16 protein-coding genes are annotated in these 15,308 nt (G+C 58.1%); 7 read left to right on the forward strand and 9 right to left on the reverse strand.

Going from position 1 to position 15,308, the window contains the following annotated elements; genetic code table 11:
- The first annotated feature begins 849 nt into the window (after positions 1-849).
- The 4 genes from FAZ11_RS09810 (at position 850) to tal (ending at position 5,846) form a co-directional block, all read left to right on the forward strand.
- A complete protein-coding gene (locus FAZ11_RS09810; RefSeq protein WP_058778184.1) occupies positions 850-2,397 on the forward strand; it encodes a GGDEF domain-containing protein in 1,548 nt (515 codons plus the stop codon).
- 475 nt (positions 2,398-2,872) lie between these two features.
- Entirely contained in the window at positions 2,873-3,466 is a 594-nt protein-coding gene (locus tag FAZ11_RS09815) for an NYN domain-containing protein (RefSeq protein ID WP_058765355.1), read from the forward strand.
- A 395-nt stretch (positions 3,467-3,861) separates the two neighbouring features.
- Complete coding sequence (gene dusA, locus FAZ11_RS09820) at positions 3,862-4,872, forward strand: tRNA dihydrouridine(20/20a) synthase DusA (protein WP_081320013.1); 1,011 nt, start codon at positions 3,862-3,864, stop codon at positions 4,870-4,872.
- 47 nt (positions 4,873-4,919) lie between these two features.
- Positions 4,920-5,846, forward strand: coding sequence for a transaldolase (gene tal, locus FAZ11_RS09825; protein ID WP_058765365.1), 927 nt, complete (start codon positions 4,920-4,922; stop codon positions 5,844-5,846).
- Between the two features lie 12 nt (positions 5,847-5,858).
- Here tal and rssC read toward each other — a convergent pair whose 3' ends face one another.
- Positions 5,859-6,341 (reverse strand): anti-sigma factor antagonist RssC, encoded by a 483-nt coding sequence (gene rssC, locus FAZ11_RS09830; RefSeq protein ID WP_058765367.1) that lies wholly within the window; start codon positions 6,339-6,341, stop codon positions 5,859-5,861.
- Positions 6,338-7,522, reverse strand: coding sequence for a two-component system response regulator RssB (rssB, locus tag FAZ11_RS09835; protein ID WP_058765369.1), 1,185 nt, complete (start codon positions 7,520-7,522; stop codon positions 6,338-6,340). Before rssB ends, rssC begins: the two co-directional genes overlap by 4 nt.
- Positions 7,523-7,726: 204 nt before the next feature.
- On the opposite strand from rssB, the gene FAZ11_RS09840 reads away from it, so the two are divergent.
- Positions 7,727-8,026: a PilZ domain-containing protein gene (locus tag FAZ11_RS09840; protein WP_058766961.1), complete on the forward strand. Its 300-nt coding sequence runs from the start codon at positions 7,727-7,729 to the stop codon at positions 8,024-8,026.
- A 58-nt stretch (positions 8,027-8,084) separates the two neighbouring features.
- Here the strand turns inward: FAZ11_RS09840 and FAZ11_RS09845 are convergent, their stop codons facing one another.
- Positions 8,085-8,786, reverse strand: coding sequence for an MlaA family lipoprotein (locus tag FAZ11_RS09845; protein WP_081049689.1), 702 nt, complete (start codon positions 8,784-8,786; stop codon positions 8,085-8,087).
- Positions 8,787-8,929: 143 nt separating this feature from the next.
- On the opposite strand from FAZ11_RS09845, the gene FAZ11_RS09850 reads away from it, so the two are divergent.
- Positions 8,930-9,199, forward strand: coding sequence for a DUF4404 family protein (locus FAZ11_RS09850; RefSeq protein ID WP_058765374.1), 270 nt, complete (start codon positions 8,930-8,932; stop codon positions 9,197-9,199).
- On the opposite strand, the gene queF is transcribed toward FAZ11_RS09850, so the two are convergent.
- The 3 genes from queF to FAZ11_RS09865 are packed head-to-tail and all read right to left on the reverse strand — an operon-like array spanning position 9,200 to position 11,750.
- On the reverse strand, positions 9,200-10,027 hold the full coding sequence (queF, locus tag FAZ11_RS09855) for an NADPH-dependent 7-cyano-7-deazaguanine reductase QueF (RefSeq protein WP_058773128.1): 828 nt from the start codon (positions 10,025-10,027) through the stop codon (positions 9,200-9,202).
- 14 nt (positions 10,028-10,041) lie between these two features.
- Positions 10,042-10,821 (reverse strand): ABC transporter permease, encoded by a 780-nt coding sequence (locus tag FAZ11_RS09860; protein WP_058765378.1) that lies wholly within the window; start codon positions 10,819-10,821, stop codon positions 10,042-10,044.
- The gene (locus FAZ11_RS09865) at positions 10,818-11,750 is read right to left on the reverse strand and encodes an ABC transporter ATP-binding protein (RefSeq protein WP_058765381.1); all 933 of its coding nucleotides are present in this window, start codon (positions 11,748-11,750) and stop codon (positions 10,818-10,820) included. The genes FAZ11_RS09860 and FAZ11_RS09865 overlap by 4 nt, the downstream gene beginning before the upstream one ends.
- Before the next feature lie 140 nt (positions 11,751-11,890).
- Here FAZ11_RS09865 and FAZ11_RS09870 point away from each other — a divergent pair, with 140 nt between their 5' ends.
- Positions 11,891-12,301, forward strand: coding sequence for a PA2817 family protein (locus tag FAZ11_RS09870; protein WP_058765383.1), 411 nt, complete (start codon positions 11,891-11,893; stop codon positions 12,299-12,301).
- Between the two features lie 58 nt (positions 12,302-12,359).
- On the opposite strand, the gene nfuA is transcribed toward FAZ11_RS09870, so the two are convergent.
- The 3 genes from nfuA to FAZ11_RS09885 all read right to left on the reverse strand — a co-directional run bounded on the left by nfuA (position 12,360) and on the right by FAZ11_RS09885 (position 15,138).
- Positions 12,360-12,944, reverse strand: a complete 585-nt coding sequence (nfuA, locus tag FAZ11_RS09875) for a Fe-S biogenesis protein NfuA (protein ID WP_058765386.1) — start codon at positions 12,942-12,944, stop codon at positions 12,360-12,362.
- Between the two features lie 224 nt (positions 12,945-13,168).
- Positions 13,169-14,134: a sensor domain-containing diguanylate cyclase gene (locus FAZ11_RS09880; protein WP_058765388.1), complete on the reverse strand. Its 966-nt coding sequence runs from the start codon at positions 14,132-14,134 to the stop codon at positions 13,169-13,171.
- A 2-nt stretch (positions 14,135-14,136) separates the two neighbouring features.
- Complete coding sequence (locus tag FAZ11_RS09885) at positions 14,137-15,138, reverse strand: response regulator (RefSeq protein WP_099049407.1); 1,002 nt, start codon at positions 15,136-15,138, stop codon at positions 14,137-14,139.
- Between the last annotated feature and the right edge of the window lie 170 nt (positions 15,139-15,308).

Genomic DNA, 15,308 nt, shown 5'->3' on the forward strand with positions numbered 1-15,308 from the left:
CCCTGAGACCTCCTCAGAGGTCTGGTCGCGAAGACCGCACGTTATATCATAACGATTTCAGGCAAGGGCTAGACCTAGCCCTGTTGGTAACATCTTGAAATACCTCGGGAATATCGGGCTCGACAGCCAGCAGACCATTGTTGACCTGTGTAGCTGCCTGGAAAGATATTGGCGATGACCCCAGGAGAAAACCAACGCCCATTGCGGCGAAGTCGTTTCGAGGCCAGGTCTGATCTGGTCGAATGCTGCGCGGCACGAGAGGACCAAATAGATCCACAGCCGCTGCAACGCAATTTCACAGCGACCTCTAAAAGTTCAGCAGTTATCGAAAACTGTTGAAACCGCATGTCCAAAACCCAACAAAACCTTACTAGTCCATTCCTTGGATGGGATCCATTGAAAACCCTCTAAAAGCAAATGATTATTTCCATCATTTCACTCCTGCAGTCGAATAATTTGTGACGAATGTCACAAATGTTTATTTGCTATTCACCTGCAGATGAAGAGGATAGGCTCTCCCGCCATATCAAGGCTTACCCGTGAATGGATGCACTGTATAAACCTCCAGAATCATGAAGTTTTTCGCTGGTTCCGCTGCTAATGGTTTAACCCGTCAAGCATGATCGAGCAGGCCAACTGCGACCAATATCCAGAGAAAATCGTTATTTAAGCGGGAAGTGGAAATCGCCAGAATAAAGCCTCAACCTGTCGATAAGATACTTTTGAATGGGCTAGATTTCGGTGTCAGGCCGATGTCATGACAGACATGTCGCTCAGCCCCTGCAGTTGTTCCCAGAATGGTCCTTACGCGACTTGACACCTAAACTTCTGACCCGAGACACCCGATTCATGCCCGACTTTTACGACCGGAATGCGGCCAACGAACCCCGGATACCTACGCAAACTTTGGTTTCCGCCATGATGGTATTCGCCACGACACTTCTGGTTCTCATCTATATGTGCGATCAGATAAAAGAAAGATCCAACCTCGTGACCATCACGAACTTTCGCATGCTGGCAGATGAGCGAATGAGCAGGGTAAAAAACCGATTGCAATCCGAGGCGCGCAGAATCGAAGGTGCAAAGCGTTTCATAGAAAACTCCGACATCACTACTCAAGCAGAATTCAAAGGCTTCATCACACCATTTCTTTATCCAGGCGGCGCCTATCTCTTCGTTCGCGACCTAAATGAGCATGACTATAAAACGGCAGGCTTGACCAAGAATGGCCTGAACGATCCCGGCTTCGATTACCGTCACTACTTGAGCGACAAGCTCGGCGAGACGCCGCGACAAGATGGCGACCCGCGCCTGACCATTCTTTACTCGGCCTCGCAACAGCCAGACATGCGCCCCGGGGTAAGCCTAGACGCCCTTGACCCGGCACTTCCTTACTTCTTCGAAAAAGCAAAGAACGCCTCCCAACCCGTTGTATCCGCTCCCATCAAGCTGAATAACGGGAAATTTGGATTTTTTTTCATAACAGCCATTGGCTGTAAAAACGCAATCTGCCCAAAGGACACGGCGTTCGTAGCAGCCATGGTACCCATAGCAGAATTGATGGAAGCAGACCTTCCCGCGTCGAGCACTGGGCAGATGGCGATCAATCTATATTTTACTGACCCTAATAATAAATATGTTTCCATCTACACTAACGATGTACAGGCAACGCAACAGGTCGACTTCACTCAATCCAGGAACCTACTGCCTGATGACACCCGCTACGGAATGACAATTTCCGCATCGGATAACTTCGTTCTCGCCCAAGGGGAAGATTTCAAAATCTCCTACCTCATTGCGCTTAGCATCATCGTGAGCAGCTTGCTGGCGATGATGTTCTTCGTACTGGCCAACCAGAACCGAAAAACAGCCTACCTGGTTCTGAAAAGGACCCATGAAATGGATCTGATGACCCGTACAGATTCCTTGACTGGCGCCTATAACAGACGTCATTTCATCGAGGAAATGCGCCACCACACAGAGTCGATTCGCCCCATATTCATCAAGCATGGCCTTATCGCCCTGGATATCGACAAATTCAAATCGATCAACGACGGCTTTGGTCACAACAAAGGCGACGAAGTACTGTCCGAACTGGTCCGCATCGTTTCAAAGAACCTGAGGAAAAAAGATGTCTTTTGTCGCAATGGGGGTGAAGAATTTTTCATTATCTGCCCTGATACGAATGTGGCCGGCTGCTTTATCGTGGCGGAAAAATTGCGCCAATGCGTCGAAAGTCACGCCTTCCCCATAGAGCGGCAGGTGACCGTCAGCTTCGGAATAACGGAGTTTTCCTATGGAGAATCCATTACCACCATCACCGAGAGAGCGGATCGGGCACTCTACCGGGCAAAGGTAGCCGGCAGAAACCGTATCGAGATAGAGGGAGAGGTTTAGCTCGCATTCCTTTCACTTCCCTGGGGTCTGTCAGAAAGGTTGCCCAGCGTAGGCACTTTTACTATCGATCAGAGTGCAGCGGTTGACGTACTACTTCACCGATTACCCCTACCACTTCTGAGCAGTTTCGACGCCCGCGGTGACGGCCAGTAAAAACTGCGAGCCCCCTGGCTGGCCGAAGCCAAGCAAATGGCTACCAGTAACAGCGCGACATCTGCAACGGCGAGCACTATCGAGGTAGAGACCGAGTGCTCACGTCCCCCAGGCACGCCAGCAAAGGCTATCGGCGCGCATCACTTGGCCAACCAGCCCTGACTCGCGTGCTAGTCATGGATTTCCTACTCGCCGCAGACTACAAGAAATCTGTTATCGCCATGGGAGGCACAAACGGGTAATTAGGCTCACAATTGGCACTGCGCATCCCGCGTGCGGGTGTGCGCCCATCAACAGTGAAGAGCCTGGTCCCAGTAATACGATGGCAACTAAAAATCAGACGGGTGTGGCATGGTTCGTCGACGGCGCCTATGCCTTGAGTGCTTGGAATGGCTCTGTGGTCGGCTCCAAATTCGATTATCTCAAGCTGCGTCGCTTCATCGAGCAAGACGCTGGAGAACCCGTAGGCGACGCCTACTACTTCAACTGCGATACCGATCCTCCCACTATCGCCCAGACGAATTTCAACAAGTTTCTCAGCTCGGCGCCCCCCAAGGGCGCAGGTCTTCGGGTCAAGCTCTATTGGCTACAAAGCAAAGCCCATGAGTGGCCCGCCTCTGTAGGCGGCGGCCCCATCCTGCATCCAGAGACCGGCGAGCAGTACACGACGAAAATCCAAAAGGGCGTCGATGTCGGCCTGGCCTTCAACCTGATGCGCTCCTACTCGAAACGCGGCTGGAAAAAGCTTTACCTCGTCGCCGGCGATGGAGATTTCCATGAGGTCGTCCAGTACCTGGTGGAAAACGAGGGCGTCGAGGTCACGGTAATCGGCGCCCACTTCTCGATCAGCGGGGAGATTGCGCCCTATGTCCGGGTAGTGGAATTTGCAGACATAGAGGCTGCGATAGCTCGCTAGGTACTTCGCCTCCGTACATCCGCGCGACGCCTCACGCGCGGATGCGCGAGTCTGCGCAAACAGCTTCCGTGGTTAGCTACCAACACGGAGTGTGTGTTCTGGTGTTCGATCAGGGCACGCGCTCCACAGCTGCCGCTTCCACCTGTCGCTTTTTTGAATCCAGGCCTGTGCGGTCTGCTTCCGTTCGAAGGTCTGGGATTCTTGGTAGACTATGACTCCTTCACGGCGCAGCTTGATGTGGGCGGTATACCTCACGCCCTTCCTGGTTTCCCGCCGTGTAATCGTGCCCATTTGCCGTCCAGTGCTAAAGGTTTTTCCGCAGTGCTTAAATTAGCTCTGACATCTGAAAAACCAGCAAAAACACGGCAAAACAGTGCTACAAACGAAGCCTTTGAATGCTAGCCGAAATCGCCTCAAGCCCAGCAACAACGCGCCCTGAACCCTCCCGCCGCTTTTCCGTGGCGCCGATGATGGATTGGACGGATCGCCACTGCCGCTATTTCCATCGCCTGCTCTCCCAGCATGCGCTGCTCTATACCGAGATGGTCACTACTGGTGCCCTGCTGCATGGCGATGCTCAGCGCTTTCTACGACATGACGACACCGAGCATCCGGTGGCCCTACAACTGGGTGGTAGCGTCGCGAGTGAGCTGGCGGCGGCGGCGCGCCTGGGTGAGCAGGCGGGTTACGACGAAATCAACCTCAACGTCGGCTGTCCGAGTGACCGGGTACAGAACAACCTGATCGGCGCCTGCCTGATGGCCTATCCGGAACGAGTGGCCGATGGAGTCAAGGCGATGCGCGATGCGGTGGCCATTCCGGTCACGGTCAAGCATCGGGTCGGTATCTCCGGCCGGGATAGCTACGAGGCCCTGCGCGACTTCGTAGGCCAGGTCGCCGAGGCCGGATGCCGTAGCTTTACCGTCCACGCGCGTATCGCCATTCTCGAAGGCCTCTCGCCCAAGCAGAATCGCGAGATTCCTCCACTGCGCTACGAGGTCGCCGCGCAGTTGGTAAAGGATTTTCCCGACCTGGAGTTCATTCTCAACGGCGGCCTCAAGACCCTGGATACCTGCCGTGAGCAGCTGCAGGTGTTCGATGGTGTGATGCTGGGTCGCGAGGCGTACCAGAATCCCTATCTCTTGGCCGAGGTGGACGCAGCGCTGTATGGGTCGGAAAGTCCGCGGATCACCCGTCATGCTGTCATGCTAAGCCTGCGACCCTATGTGGAAGCCCATCTGCAGCAGGGTGGCGCTATCCATCACATCACTCGGCATATTCTGGGTCTCGCGCAGGGCTTTCCCGGCGCCCGGCGCTTTCGTCAATTGCTATCCACCGACCTGCATCGCAGCCCCGATCCGCTGCGCCTGTACGATGAGGCCACTGAACTTCTCAAAGGCCACTGAGTCACGTCTCCACGATGTCCATTCGCTAACCGAAGGAAAGACCTGCCATGAGCAAGCTGGAACAACTCAAGCAATACACCACGGTCGTCGCCGATACCGGCGACCTGGACGCCATTGCCCGCCTCAAGCCCTACGACGCCACGACCAACCCCTCGCTCCTGCTCAAGGCCGCTGCCCTGCCCCGCTACGAAGAGCACTTGCAAGCCGCCTTCAGCGGCGCCGGTGGCGACATCGGCCTGGCCTGTGATCGCTTCGCCGTGGCCGTGGGTGGTGAGATCCTCAAGTTGATCCCCGGTCGCATTTCCACCGAGGTGGATGCACGCCTGTCGTTCGACACCAGCGCCACCCTGGATCGCGCCCATCGCCTGATCGAACTCTACGAAAAGGCCGGCATCGGCAAGGATCGCGTGCTGATCAAGATCGCCTCCACCTGGGAAGGCATCCGCGCCGCGGAGCAGTTGGAGAAGGAAGGCATCCAGACCAACCTGACCCTGCTGTTCTCCTTCGCCCAGGCCGCTGCCTGCGCCGATGCCGGCGTGTTCCTGATCTCGCCCTTCGTCGGTCGCATCTACGACTGGTACAAGAAGGCCGAGGGCCGCGACTACGAAGGTGCCGAGGATCCGGGTGTGAAGTCCGTGACCCGCATCTATCGCTACTACAAGGCCAACGGTTACGAGACCGTGGTGATGGGCGCCAGCTTCCGCAATCTGAACCAAATCGAGCAGTTGGCCGGCTGTGATCGCCTGACCATCAGCCCCGAATTGCTGCAGCAGCTGTCGGACGCCCAGGGCGACCTGCCGCGCGTGCTGACCGCCGACTCCACCGGTGGCGAGCCCAAGCAGCAGCTGAACGAAGCTGCCTTCCGCTGGGCGCACAACGAAGACGCCATGGCCACCGAAAAACTGGCCGAAGGCATCCGCCAGTTCGCGCGCGATCAGGAAAAGCTGGAAGTGCTGCTGCCCGGCAAGCGCTAAGCGATGACGAGGTCAGTGCCTTTCCAGGGCACTGACCAGATCGCGAAAAGCATTGCGGTTGGATTCATTGAGGCCCATCAACACCCGGTGGGCTTCAAGCACGCGACTGCGCACCTCGGCTTCCGATTGATCCTGCGGCGGCAGGTCGGTCAAGCATTCCGGGCACGGCAGTACCGTCTCGACGATATTGAACACCTGATCGAACCCCATGGAGTCCAGTAGCCGCAGGATGTCCGGGTTGTTCGTCGTCAGCATGGGCAGCAAACCGATGCGCTGCCGCGAGAGGATCGAAAGCTTCGCCAGCAGCCCCAGGGTGGTGCTGTCGATGCTTTGCGTATCGGTCAGGTCGATGACGATGGACGAGAAGTTCAACGACGAGAAGATGTGTTCGATGGTCGCATCCAGCGCCGAGCAAAGAGTCAGACGGACCTCGCCCGTGAATTTCAGGACAAAGGTGCCATCCTGCTCGGCAAATTGGATTTTTCCGGTGCTCATGCCAGGTTCCTGCTCAACACCAGCAAAGCGATGTCGTCGGGCATCTCGGAAACGGATACCAGGTCCAGGGCTTCACTCAGGCCTGCCAGTGTACCGCCCGCACGGCGGACATGATCGGGCAGGCTGCTTTCTTTCTCTTTCAAATTGTCTCCCGGCAGCAGGTCGAAGATGCCATCCGAAAAGAGGGTAAGGCTGAAACGCTCGGGCAAGGCCATCTGGTAGTCATTGTAGGTAGCCTCTTGGAACAGGCCTACCGGCAACCCCTTGCCTTCCAGGAAACGGGTTTCTCCCGGCGTGTGCAGTACCGGCAACGGCAAATGTCCACCGATGCTATAGGCCAGGGTACCCGTGGTTTCGTCGATGACGCCACCCAGCATGGTCACGTGCTTGCCCAGTTTGCAATCCAGTAGACCTCGGTTGATATGGCCGAGCACATCCGATGGCTTGAATTCCGGCAGGGTGCCGTTGCGCTTGGACTCATAGAGCAGGCGCGTGGTCATGAATTTGAGCAGTACGGTCACGAAGGCCGACGAGGCGCCGTGGCCGGACACGTCCGCCAGATAGAAGGCTACCCGATGCTCGTCGATCCGGAAGTAGTCGACGAAGTCACCAGATAGGTACAACGACGGAATGATCTCGTGAGCGAAGCTCAGGCCCTCGGTTTCCCAGGGCGTCACCGGCAGCATGTTCATCTGTACCTGGCGGCCGGCGTTCTGATCTTCCTCGAGCAGACTCAGGCTGGCCTGTAGCTCGCGATTGGCGTTCTCCAGCTTGACCCGGTAACGATCGTTCTCCAGACGTAGCCTGGCTCGATCCAGGGCACGATTCACCGAGTGCTCGAGCACCATCAGATCTTCGAGCGGCTTGATCAGGTAGTCGGCCGCGCCGAGGCGCAAGGCTTCGACGACGTCACTCATGACACCGGCGCCGGACAACACCAGCACCGGCGTATCGATCGAGAGCTCGCTGATACGACGTAGCAGCATCAGACCGTCCACCTGCGGCATACGCAGGTCGCAGATGATGAGGTCAGGCTGTTCGCGCTCGAAAATTTCCAGGCCCTGCTGACCATTGCTGGCCTGCAGGACAGTGAAGCCACTGTCTTCGAGATAGTCGGCGAGGCTTAAGCGAACCACCTCGTCATCGTCAATGATCAAGAGCGTGGCAGGCGAATTAGACATAGAGGATCCAGGCATGCACCCGAACGGCTAACCGGCGGAGATTATCCGACACGGGCCACGGTGATTACGACACGGCGGAGACACTACTCCCATCCATCGGGGCGTTCAAGCTTGCCAAATGGACGGATTTTCTTTACAGGGTGCCTTTTGGGAGTTTATACCTCAAGCAAACCTTCATCCATCCTCCCCAGCAGTAGGATTGCCATGAGTAGCATTGACCGCTCTTACAGTGAAAAACGCGACTTCATTCGCATGGCCGTTGACTCCAAGGCCCTGCTCAAGGTCGGCGACCAGACGTTCGAAGCCCGTTGTGTCGATCTGTCCAGCACAGGCTTCCAGATCGAGGCCAGCACTGCGCTGAAGGTCGGCGACAAGGTGACCGTACTCATTCCCTCCAGTCATGCCGAACTCCAGGGGCTGGAAGCCGAAGCTGAAGTCCTGCGTGTCCAGGCCACGGACTCCGGCCAGCAATTGCTGGGGCTTTCCGTGCTGGAAATGCGCTAGCCTCTTCCCCCTGCACATGAAAAGGGCAGCCTTGGCTGCCCTTTTTCTATTCCAGGCGTTAGAAGTCGTCGACTACCTGACCATCCTCTACCTTGAATTCGCGAGTCTGCAAGTAGGCATTGCGAATGAAGATGTATTTGTCACCAGTGATCAGTCGCTCGGCCTGCAGCAGGCTGGCGCGGGTGTCCACCGTATTCAAGGCAAAGGCGCTGTTGCGTACAGCAACGTCATCCACGTAGGGATAGGCGGTGGTGTAGCTGTCGGGAATCCGCCCGATACCATCGCGCACGGTGCTGGGACCGAAGAATGGCAGTACCAGATAAGGGCCGCTGGAAGCACCCCATTTGCCGAGGGTCTGGCCGAAGTCTTCATCGTTACGCTGCAGACCGGCCTTGGTAGCCACGTCCACCAGACCGAGACCGCCCAGGGTGGTATTCATCAACAGACGCGCCGTATCGACTCCCGCGTGCTCGACCTTACCCTGTAGCAGGTCGTTGGCCAGGTTGCGCACGTCACCGATGTTGTTGAAGAAGTTGCTCACCCCCGTCTGCACGAAGCCCGGCGTGAAGCGCTGGTAACCCTGGGCTACCGGCTTGAGGGCATAGGTATCCAGGGTATCGTTGAACGCGAAGACCTTGCGGTTGAAGCCTTCCCAGGGATCGGGATTTTCAGCCTCGGCCGCCGTGGCCTGACCGGCAAACGCCAGGGCTGTCGCCAAGACCGCTCCCCAAACCCTGGAACCCCGTCGCTCGACCGTCATCGCTACTCTCCTCGTAACACATGGACGCCTTGAAGGCGCCGATTATAGTCATAGCTTTGCCACTTTTGGCTTAGGACCTGGCTTGACCTCTCGATCTTTGACCCACCGTTGCGGTCAAAGAATCCGAACACAGGAGAAACGCCATGACTACGTCTCATCTGCAGGAACAACTCGATCAACTCCGCCAGCAGCTGGACCAGGATCCGCCCGCCTCGCCGGAAGATCGGGAAGACCTGGAATTGTTGATTCGCGACATCGAATTCCAACTGGCCAACGAAGACGCCACCCACACCCGCGATGGCAGCCTGGTGGACGGCGTCAACCTGGCGGTTGAACGCTTCGAAGCCAGCCACCCCACCATGGCGGGTACGCTCAGATCCATCATGAACAGCCTGAGCAGCATGGGTATCTGATCACTGCCGCACGTAACGCTCGGCCACGGGCTGGACAGCCTCGCTGCTGCGATAGGGATTGATGTCCAGCCCACCGCGCCGTACATAGCGAGCAAATACCGTCAGCTTTGCTGGTTTCAGCAGTCGCCACAGATCCAGATAAATGCGTTCGACGCACTGCTCGTGGAAATCGGCGTGCTGGCGAAAGGCGACGACGTAGCGCAGCAGGCTTTCCGGCTCCAGTGCCAGCCCCTCCTGATAGTCCACCACCAGGGTGCCCCAGTCGGGCTGCCCCGTGACCGGGCAATTGGATTTCAATAGATGACTGTAGAGTCGCTGGCTGTCCCGCGCCTCGCCCACGCTCAGTAGCTCTGGCTGCGGATGAGCATACCCCTTTATCGGGACATCCAGCTCATCGATGCAGCGTCCCGCGGGACGCTGGATACCGCGTGCCGCCCACTCGTCCAGGGACCAGAGGAGCACAGTAACCGGAGCCCCGGCGACATGACTGAGATCTTTCTCCAGGGCAGCCTGCAACTCCTTGACCGAGGCGAATACCGACTGGTTGAGTGAGTTGAGGTACAGCTTGAAGGACTTGGATTCGACGATATTCGGCGAGGCGGCCGGAATAGCGAATTCGGCGATGGCGACCACCGGCTTGCCGGACGGCAGCAGCCAGGACAGCTCATAGCACGTCCAGACATCCACACCGTGGAATGGCAGGTTCGCGCCATCCACTCCCAGCTCCGTCCATTTCAGCGCCCGTGGGATCGGATAGAGCAAGCCAGGCGTGTACTGGCTGACATATTCGGTGCTTTTGCCCAAGGGCGATTGTTCTACGCTGTGCATGACTCTTTCGACACTCAATGACGCATGCCACGCCCGCTGACGAGCAGGCGGATGCTGACCAGATAAAGCACGACCACGGCGAACAGCATGAAGGCGATCGCTACCCCGATACGGATATCGGACACGCCCAGGATGCCGTAGCGGAAGGCATTCACCATGTGCAGGATGGGATTGATCAGCGACACCTTCTGCCAGAACGGCGGCAGCAGGTCGATGGAGTAGAAGACTCCGCCCAGGTAGGTCAAGGGGGTCAACACGAAGGTCGGCACGATGGAGATGTCATCGAAATTGCGCGCATAAACGGCATTGATGAACCCGCCCAGGGCGAAGATCGTGGCGGTCAGGATGATCACCAGCAGCATGATGCCGAGGTGATGAACCTGCATATGGGTGAAGAACAGCGACAGCAGGCTGACGATGACCGCCACGGCGAGTCCGCGCAGGATGCCGCCCATGGCATAGCCGATCAGGATGATGTGCGGCGATACCGGAGCCACCAGCAGCTCTTCGACGGAGCGCTGAAATTTGCTGCTGAAGAAGCTGGAGACCACGTTACTGTAGGCGTTGGTGATCACCGACATCATGATCAGGCCCGGCACGATGTACTGCATGTAGGTGAAGCCCGCCATGCCACCGATGCGATCACCGATGAGATTTCCGAAGATCACGAAGTACAGGACCATGGTGATCGCCGGAGGCAGCAGTGTCTGGGCCCAGATGCGGGTGAAGCGGCGTACTTCGCGGTGGACGATGGTACGCAGGGCCACCAGGTTGGCTTGGAATTCGGTACTCATCGGGCGACCTTGGCTAGATTCTTTTCCACCAGGGAGACGAACAGCTCCTCCAGGCGATTGGCTTTGTTTCTCAGGCTCTGCACCTGGATGCCAGCGGCGTCCAGCTGACGGAACAGGGCATTGACCCCGCTGGCCTTGTCGATTTGCACCTCGAAGGAGTGATCGCCCAGCAATCGCGTCGGATAGCCTTCCAGTTGCGGCGCTGTGGTCAGCGGCTGAACGACGTCGACGATGAAGGTCTCGACATTGAGCTTCTGCAGCAGCTTGCGCATGCTGGTGTGCTCGACCAGCTCGCCATGATCGATGATGGCGATGTTGCGGCAGAGCTGTTCGGCTTCTTCGAGATAATGAGTGGTAAGGATGATGCTGGTCCCCTGCCGATTCAGCTCGGTGAGGAAATTCCACATGGAGCGACGCAGCTCGATATCCACCCCAGCGGTGGGCTCGTCGAGGATCAGCAGCCGCGGCTTGTGGATCAGCGCACGGGCGATCATCAGGCGCCGCTTCATACCGCCGGAGAGCATGCGCGAGGGGGTATCGCGCTTGTCCCACAGGCCGAGCTGGGTCAGGTATTCCTCGGCGCGCTCGCCGGCGATACGCGCGGGAATGCCGTAGTAGCCGGCCTGGGTCACCAGGATGTCGAAGGCTTTCTCGAACTGGTTGAAGTTGAATTCCTGAGGCACCACGCCGAGGCAGCGCTTGAGACCGGCAGGATCCTTGTCCAGGTCATTGCCGAACACCGAAACCTCGCCGCCTGATTTGTTGACCAGGGTCGAGAGGATGCCAATGGTGGTCGACTTGCCCGCCCCGTTCGGACCGAGCAACGCGAAGAAGTCACCTTCGACCACATCGAGGTCGATGCCCTTGAGGGCGGTGAAGCCATTGTTATAGGTCTTGGTCAGACCGCGAATGGAGAGAGCTAGACTCATGTGCCTCCCGGCAAGAACTGATTCGCAAAGAAAAGTGCTACTTCCTATAACCCCGGCAACGGGCAAAGGTTCGATCCTAGTCGAACCAGACAATGCAGGACAGTGCCTCTATACTGCGCAGCCGCTTTCAGGAGAGACCCATGGCCAATTCCTATCTCGCCCACCACATCGCCCTCCTCGCCCAGTTGCGTGCAGTCCTGGCCGATGTCGGCGCAGCCGAGCAGGTGCCCTCGGAAAATCACGCGCTGTTCCTCGAACGCTTCGATGAACTGGTCGCCGGCCTGCCCCGGGCGCCGGAAGAGTATGGCTATCTCGGCCAGGATCTGCTGAGCCAGATCTTCAGCCGCTACCCGCAGATCGCCCACCGGGTGCCGCGCGACCTGCTGTGGTTCTTCGGTGGCGACTGCCTGCACTTCATGCCGGACGAAGAGCTGGCGCTCTATCAGCAACTGGACGAGCGCCGCCATGAGGCGGAATCTCGCGGCGAAGCCTTCGATTGGGAGCAGGAAAAGCGCTTGCTGGCCCTACCGGGCGATGCGTCACTGCATTGAAACGGCTGACGGCTATCGACTTGGCCGATAGCCGTCCGCTACCACGCGAGCGACTGGATCAGTAGTAGGCATTCTCGCGGTTGGTATGGTCGGTCACGTCACGCACGGCGGTGAGTTCGGGAATCCGCTCGAGCAGGGTACGTTCCACGCCATCCTTGAGGGTCAGATCGACCTGACCGCAGCCTTGGCAACCACCGCCGAAACGCAGCACGGCCACGTTGTCGTCGACGATATCCACCAGGCTGACCATGCCGCCGTGGCTGGCGAGCCCCGGATTGATCTCGGTCTGCAGGTAGTAGTCGACGCGCTCGTTGAGCGGGCTGTCTTCATTGACCATCGGCACCTTAGCGTTGGGCGCCTTGATGGTCAGCTGACCGCCCATGCGGTCGGTGGCGTAGTCCACCAGGGCGTCTTCGAGGAAGGGCTGGCTGATGGCATCAATATAGGCCGTGAAAGCCTTCAGGCCGATGGGTTGGTCATCGGGCTTCTCTTCACCGGGCTTGCAATAGGCGATGCAGGTCTCGGCGTATTGGGTGCCGGGCTGGGTGATGAAGATACGGATACCGATCCCAGGGGTATTCTGCTTTTCCAACAGGTCGGCCAGGTAATCCTGAGCCGCGTCGGTAATGGTGATGGCGCTCATGGTCACTCCTCAACAGGTGTGACAAGTTTACGCCACCCTACCCCTCGACGAAAGCCCTAGTGAAACAGTCGGATAATCGACTCTAAGCCTGTTCACAGGCTCGCGAGCTAGAGCCAAACAAGGCGAGAAGACTTGAGGAAGCGGAGTTTACGAGGGGTAAATGAGCATTCCGAAAGTCTTTTCAACGCCGTTTGGCCGACGCGCAGCAGCCTTTGAACAGGCTTTCAGTCCAGGCTGTGTACGAAGCTTGTCACCCGATTGCGCCCGGCGTGCTTGGATTCGTACAGCGCCTTGTCGGCCTGTTGAATCATCTGCTCGTGGTTGCTCAAAGGGACGGAAAGATCGGTGATACCCACACTGATAGTGAAGGCGATAGGCGTACCTAGCACGTCCAGGCGCATGGCCTCGACCGATTCGCGCAACCGTTCGGCAAGCAACCGTGCGCCCTCGACAGCGGTGTCCAGCAGCACTACGCCGAATTCCTCACCGCCATAGCGACCGGCGATGTCTGCAGTGCGTACGTGGGTCTTGATCACGCCAGCCAGGGCCTTGATCGCCTGGTCACCCACGGCATGGCCGTAGGTGTCGTTGATACGTTTGAAGTGATCAATGTCGAGCATCATCAATGCCAGGCGGCCGCCGTAGCGCTGGTGCCGGGCGAACTCCTCGGTGAGTCGCTCTTCCCAGTAACCGCGATTGGCGAGGCCAGTGAGGCGATCGGTGCGCGACAGCTCTTGCAGCTTATCGTTGGAAAGCTCCAGCTGCCGCTTGTTGATGGCGACGTCGGTGACGTCATAGATCACCACACAGATGTGGGCGATGGCGCCGGTGGAATCGCGCAGCGGCAGCAAGGTCACGTTCTGGTACATGAAGGCTTCCACGCCAGTGATGGGCTGGTAGCTCTTGAAGTGAACGAGGTAAGGGCGTTGCTCCCAGATGGAAAAGGCCCGGGTACCCAGCAGGACCACACTCTCGGCCTTGGCGCGGAACCAGGCCTCATCGATTTCCGCGAACACCGCGAACAGCGATTGCTGGCTGACCTCATTGAGAATCCGCCCGGAGTGGTTCTCCATGAAGCTGTTCCATACCTCGATCCGGTAGTCGAGATCCAGCACCACGACACCGACATCGATGTTCTGGACGATATCCAGCAGCCAGTGGAGTTCATTGATATCGATCTGTGCGGCCATGCTCAACTCATCAGGTAGCCGATCTTGCGGGTGATGCGCTTCACCGAATCCTCGGTGAACAGCAGCAGCAGATCGAAGTGGACGTTATGGCCTTCCAGGCTGTAGCTGAGCTCGACCGCCAGGGTCTTCTTCCAACGGGTCTTGTTGACGACGATGAGTTCGTCGATGGACGCGTGGTGGCCGAGGATGGTGGGGTGACCCTGGGAGAAGCGAATGTCGAACTGCTCGGCGATCCCGGCGAGGCAGGCACCGATGATGATGCTCGATAGATCCAGCAGCATCTCGATGTCGCCCGATTCACCGGATTCGCGCCAGCGCACCAGCCGCGCCATGTCATCGAATTCGGAATCATGGAAGATCAACAGCGCCTCGCCGGCGATACCCTCGCCAATGTAGCCCTGGCACACCGCACTGAGGCGACTCTCGCGCTGGGCATCGAGCAGCGTCATGTGCAGTTCGCTGACCTCCAGGATATTGACGTTGGGAATGGGCAGTTGCACGAAGACGTCCAGCGCCTTGGCCAATAGCGCCCCGGCCCGCCCCATGGAGACGTTGACGACTTCCCGAAAGGCATCGCGAAAGCTGACCTGTAAATCCGGTCGTTCGACAGGTTGTGCCGGAGCCACGACAGTGGGGCTGTAGATGCCATGACGTTCGAGCACCGCCACGAGCTCGGCGGGATCGGCCGGCTTACGAATGAAATCCAGGGCACCCAGTTCACGCACCCGCGCCACTGCCTGCTCCTGAACGTCACCCGAGACGACGATCACCTTGACCGCCAGGCCTTCGCTACGGATGGCCGCCAGGGTGCCGTAGCCATCCAGGACCGGCATGGTCAGGTCCAGCAGCATCACCTGCCCCAGGCCTTGCCGCAGAGCCGTAAGGGCCTCTTCGCCATTGGTGGCCTGAGTGATGGACACGCCCCAGCCCTCCGGCAGGGAGCGAACCAGCTGCTTGCGCGCCATGTTCGAATCGTCGCATATCACCAGAGGAATCACGGCCACCTTCCATGACGCAGTTTTGACGCACAGTAAACATCGCTAATTGCACAGTAAAGCAGGACTTGCAAGGCTTGCACGCCGGATCTCACCGCTCTTCGACATGAACGGTAAGCCGGCCTTTCATGAGGGTAGCTCATCATCAGCCTTCATCAATGACGGGGTCGCTGGTGCCT

Source organism: Pseudomonas rhizoryzae (assembly GCF_005250615.1).
Lineage (GTDB): Bacteria > Pseudomonadota > Gammaproteobacteria > Pseudomonadales > Pseudomonadaceae > Chryseomonas > Chryseomonas rhizoryzae.

Excerpts from the sequence above, each read along its gene's own strand:
- nfuA (WP_058765386.1), bottom strand. The coding sequence starts at position 12,944 with ATGAGCGCCATCACCATTACCGACGCGGCTCAGGATTACCTGGCCGAC.
- rssC (WP_058765367.1), bottom strand. The coding sequence starts at position 6,341 with ATGAGCACCGGAAAAATCCAATTTGCCGAGCAGGATGGCACCTTTGTC.
- dusA (WP_081320013.1), top strand. The coding sequence starts at position 3,862 with ATGCTAGCCGAAATCGCCTCAAGCCCAGCAACAACGCGCCCTGAACCC.
- queF (WP_058773128.1), bottom strand. The coding sequence starts at position 10,027 with ATGCACAGCGTAGAACAATCGCCCTTGGGCAAAAGCACCGAATATGTC.
- FAZ11_RS09845 (WP_081049689.1), bottom strand. The coding sequence starts at position 8,786 with ATGACGGTCGAGCGACGGGGTTCCAGGGTTTGGGGAGCGGTCTTGGCG.
- FAZ11_RS09815 (WP_058765355.1), top strand. The coding sequence starts at position 2,873 with ATGGCAACTAAAAATCAGACGGGTGTGGCATGGTTCGTCGACGGCGCC.
- FAZ11_RS09810 (WP_058778184.1), top strand. The coding sequence starts at position 850 with ATGCCCGACTTTTACGACCGGAATGCGGCCAACGAACCCCGGATACCT.
- FAZ11_RS09865 (WP_058765381.1), bottom strand. The coding sequence starts at position 11,750 with ATGAGTCTAGCTCTCTCCATTCGCGGTCTGACCAAGACCTATAACAAT.
- FAZ11_RS09880 (WP_058765388.1), bottom strand. The coding sequence starts at position 14,134 with ATGGCCGCACAGATCGATATCAATGAACTCCACTGGCTGCTGGATATC.
- FAZ11_RS09860 (WP_058765378.1), bottom strand. The coding sequence starts at position 10,821 with ATGAGTACCGAATTCCAAGCCAACCTGGTGGCCCTGCGTACCATCGTC.
- FAZ11_RS09840 (WP_058766961.1), top strand. The coding sequence starts at position 7,727 with ATGAGTAGCATTGACCGCTCTTACAGTGAAAAACGCGACTTCATTCGC.
- tal (WP_058765365.1), top strand. The coding sequence starts at position 4,920 with ATGAGCAAGCTGGAACAACTCAAGCAATACACCACGGTCGTCGCCGAT.
- FAZ11_RS09870 (WP_058765383.1), top strand. The coding sequence starts at position 11,891 with ATGGCCAATTCCTATCTCGCCCACCACATCGCCCTCCTCGCCCAGTTG.
- FAZ11_RS09850 (WP_058765374.1), top strand. The coding sequence starts at position 8,930 with ATGACTACGTCTCATCTGCAGGAACAACTCGATCAACTCCGCCAGCAG.
- rssB (WP_058765369.1), bottom strand. The coding sequence starts at position 7,522 with ATGTCTAATTCGCCTGCCACGCTCTTGATCATTGACGATGACGAGGTG.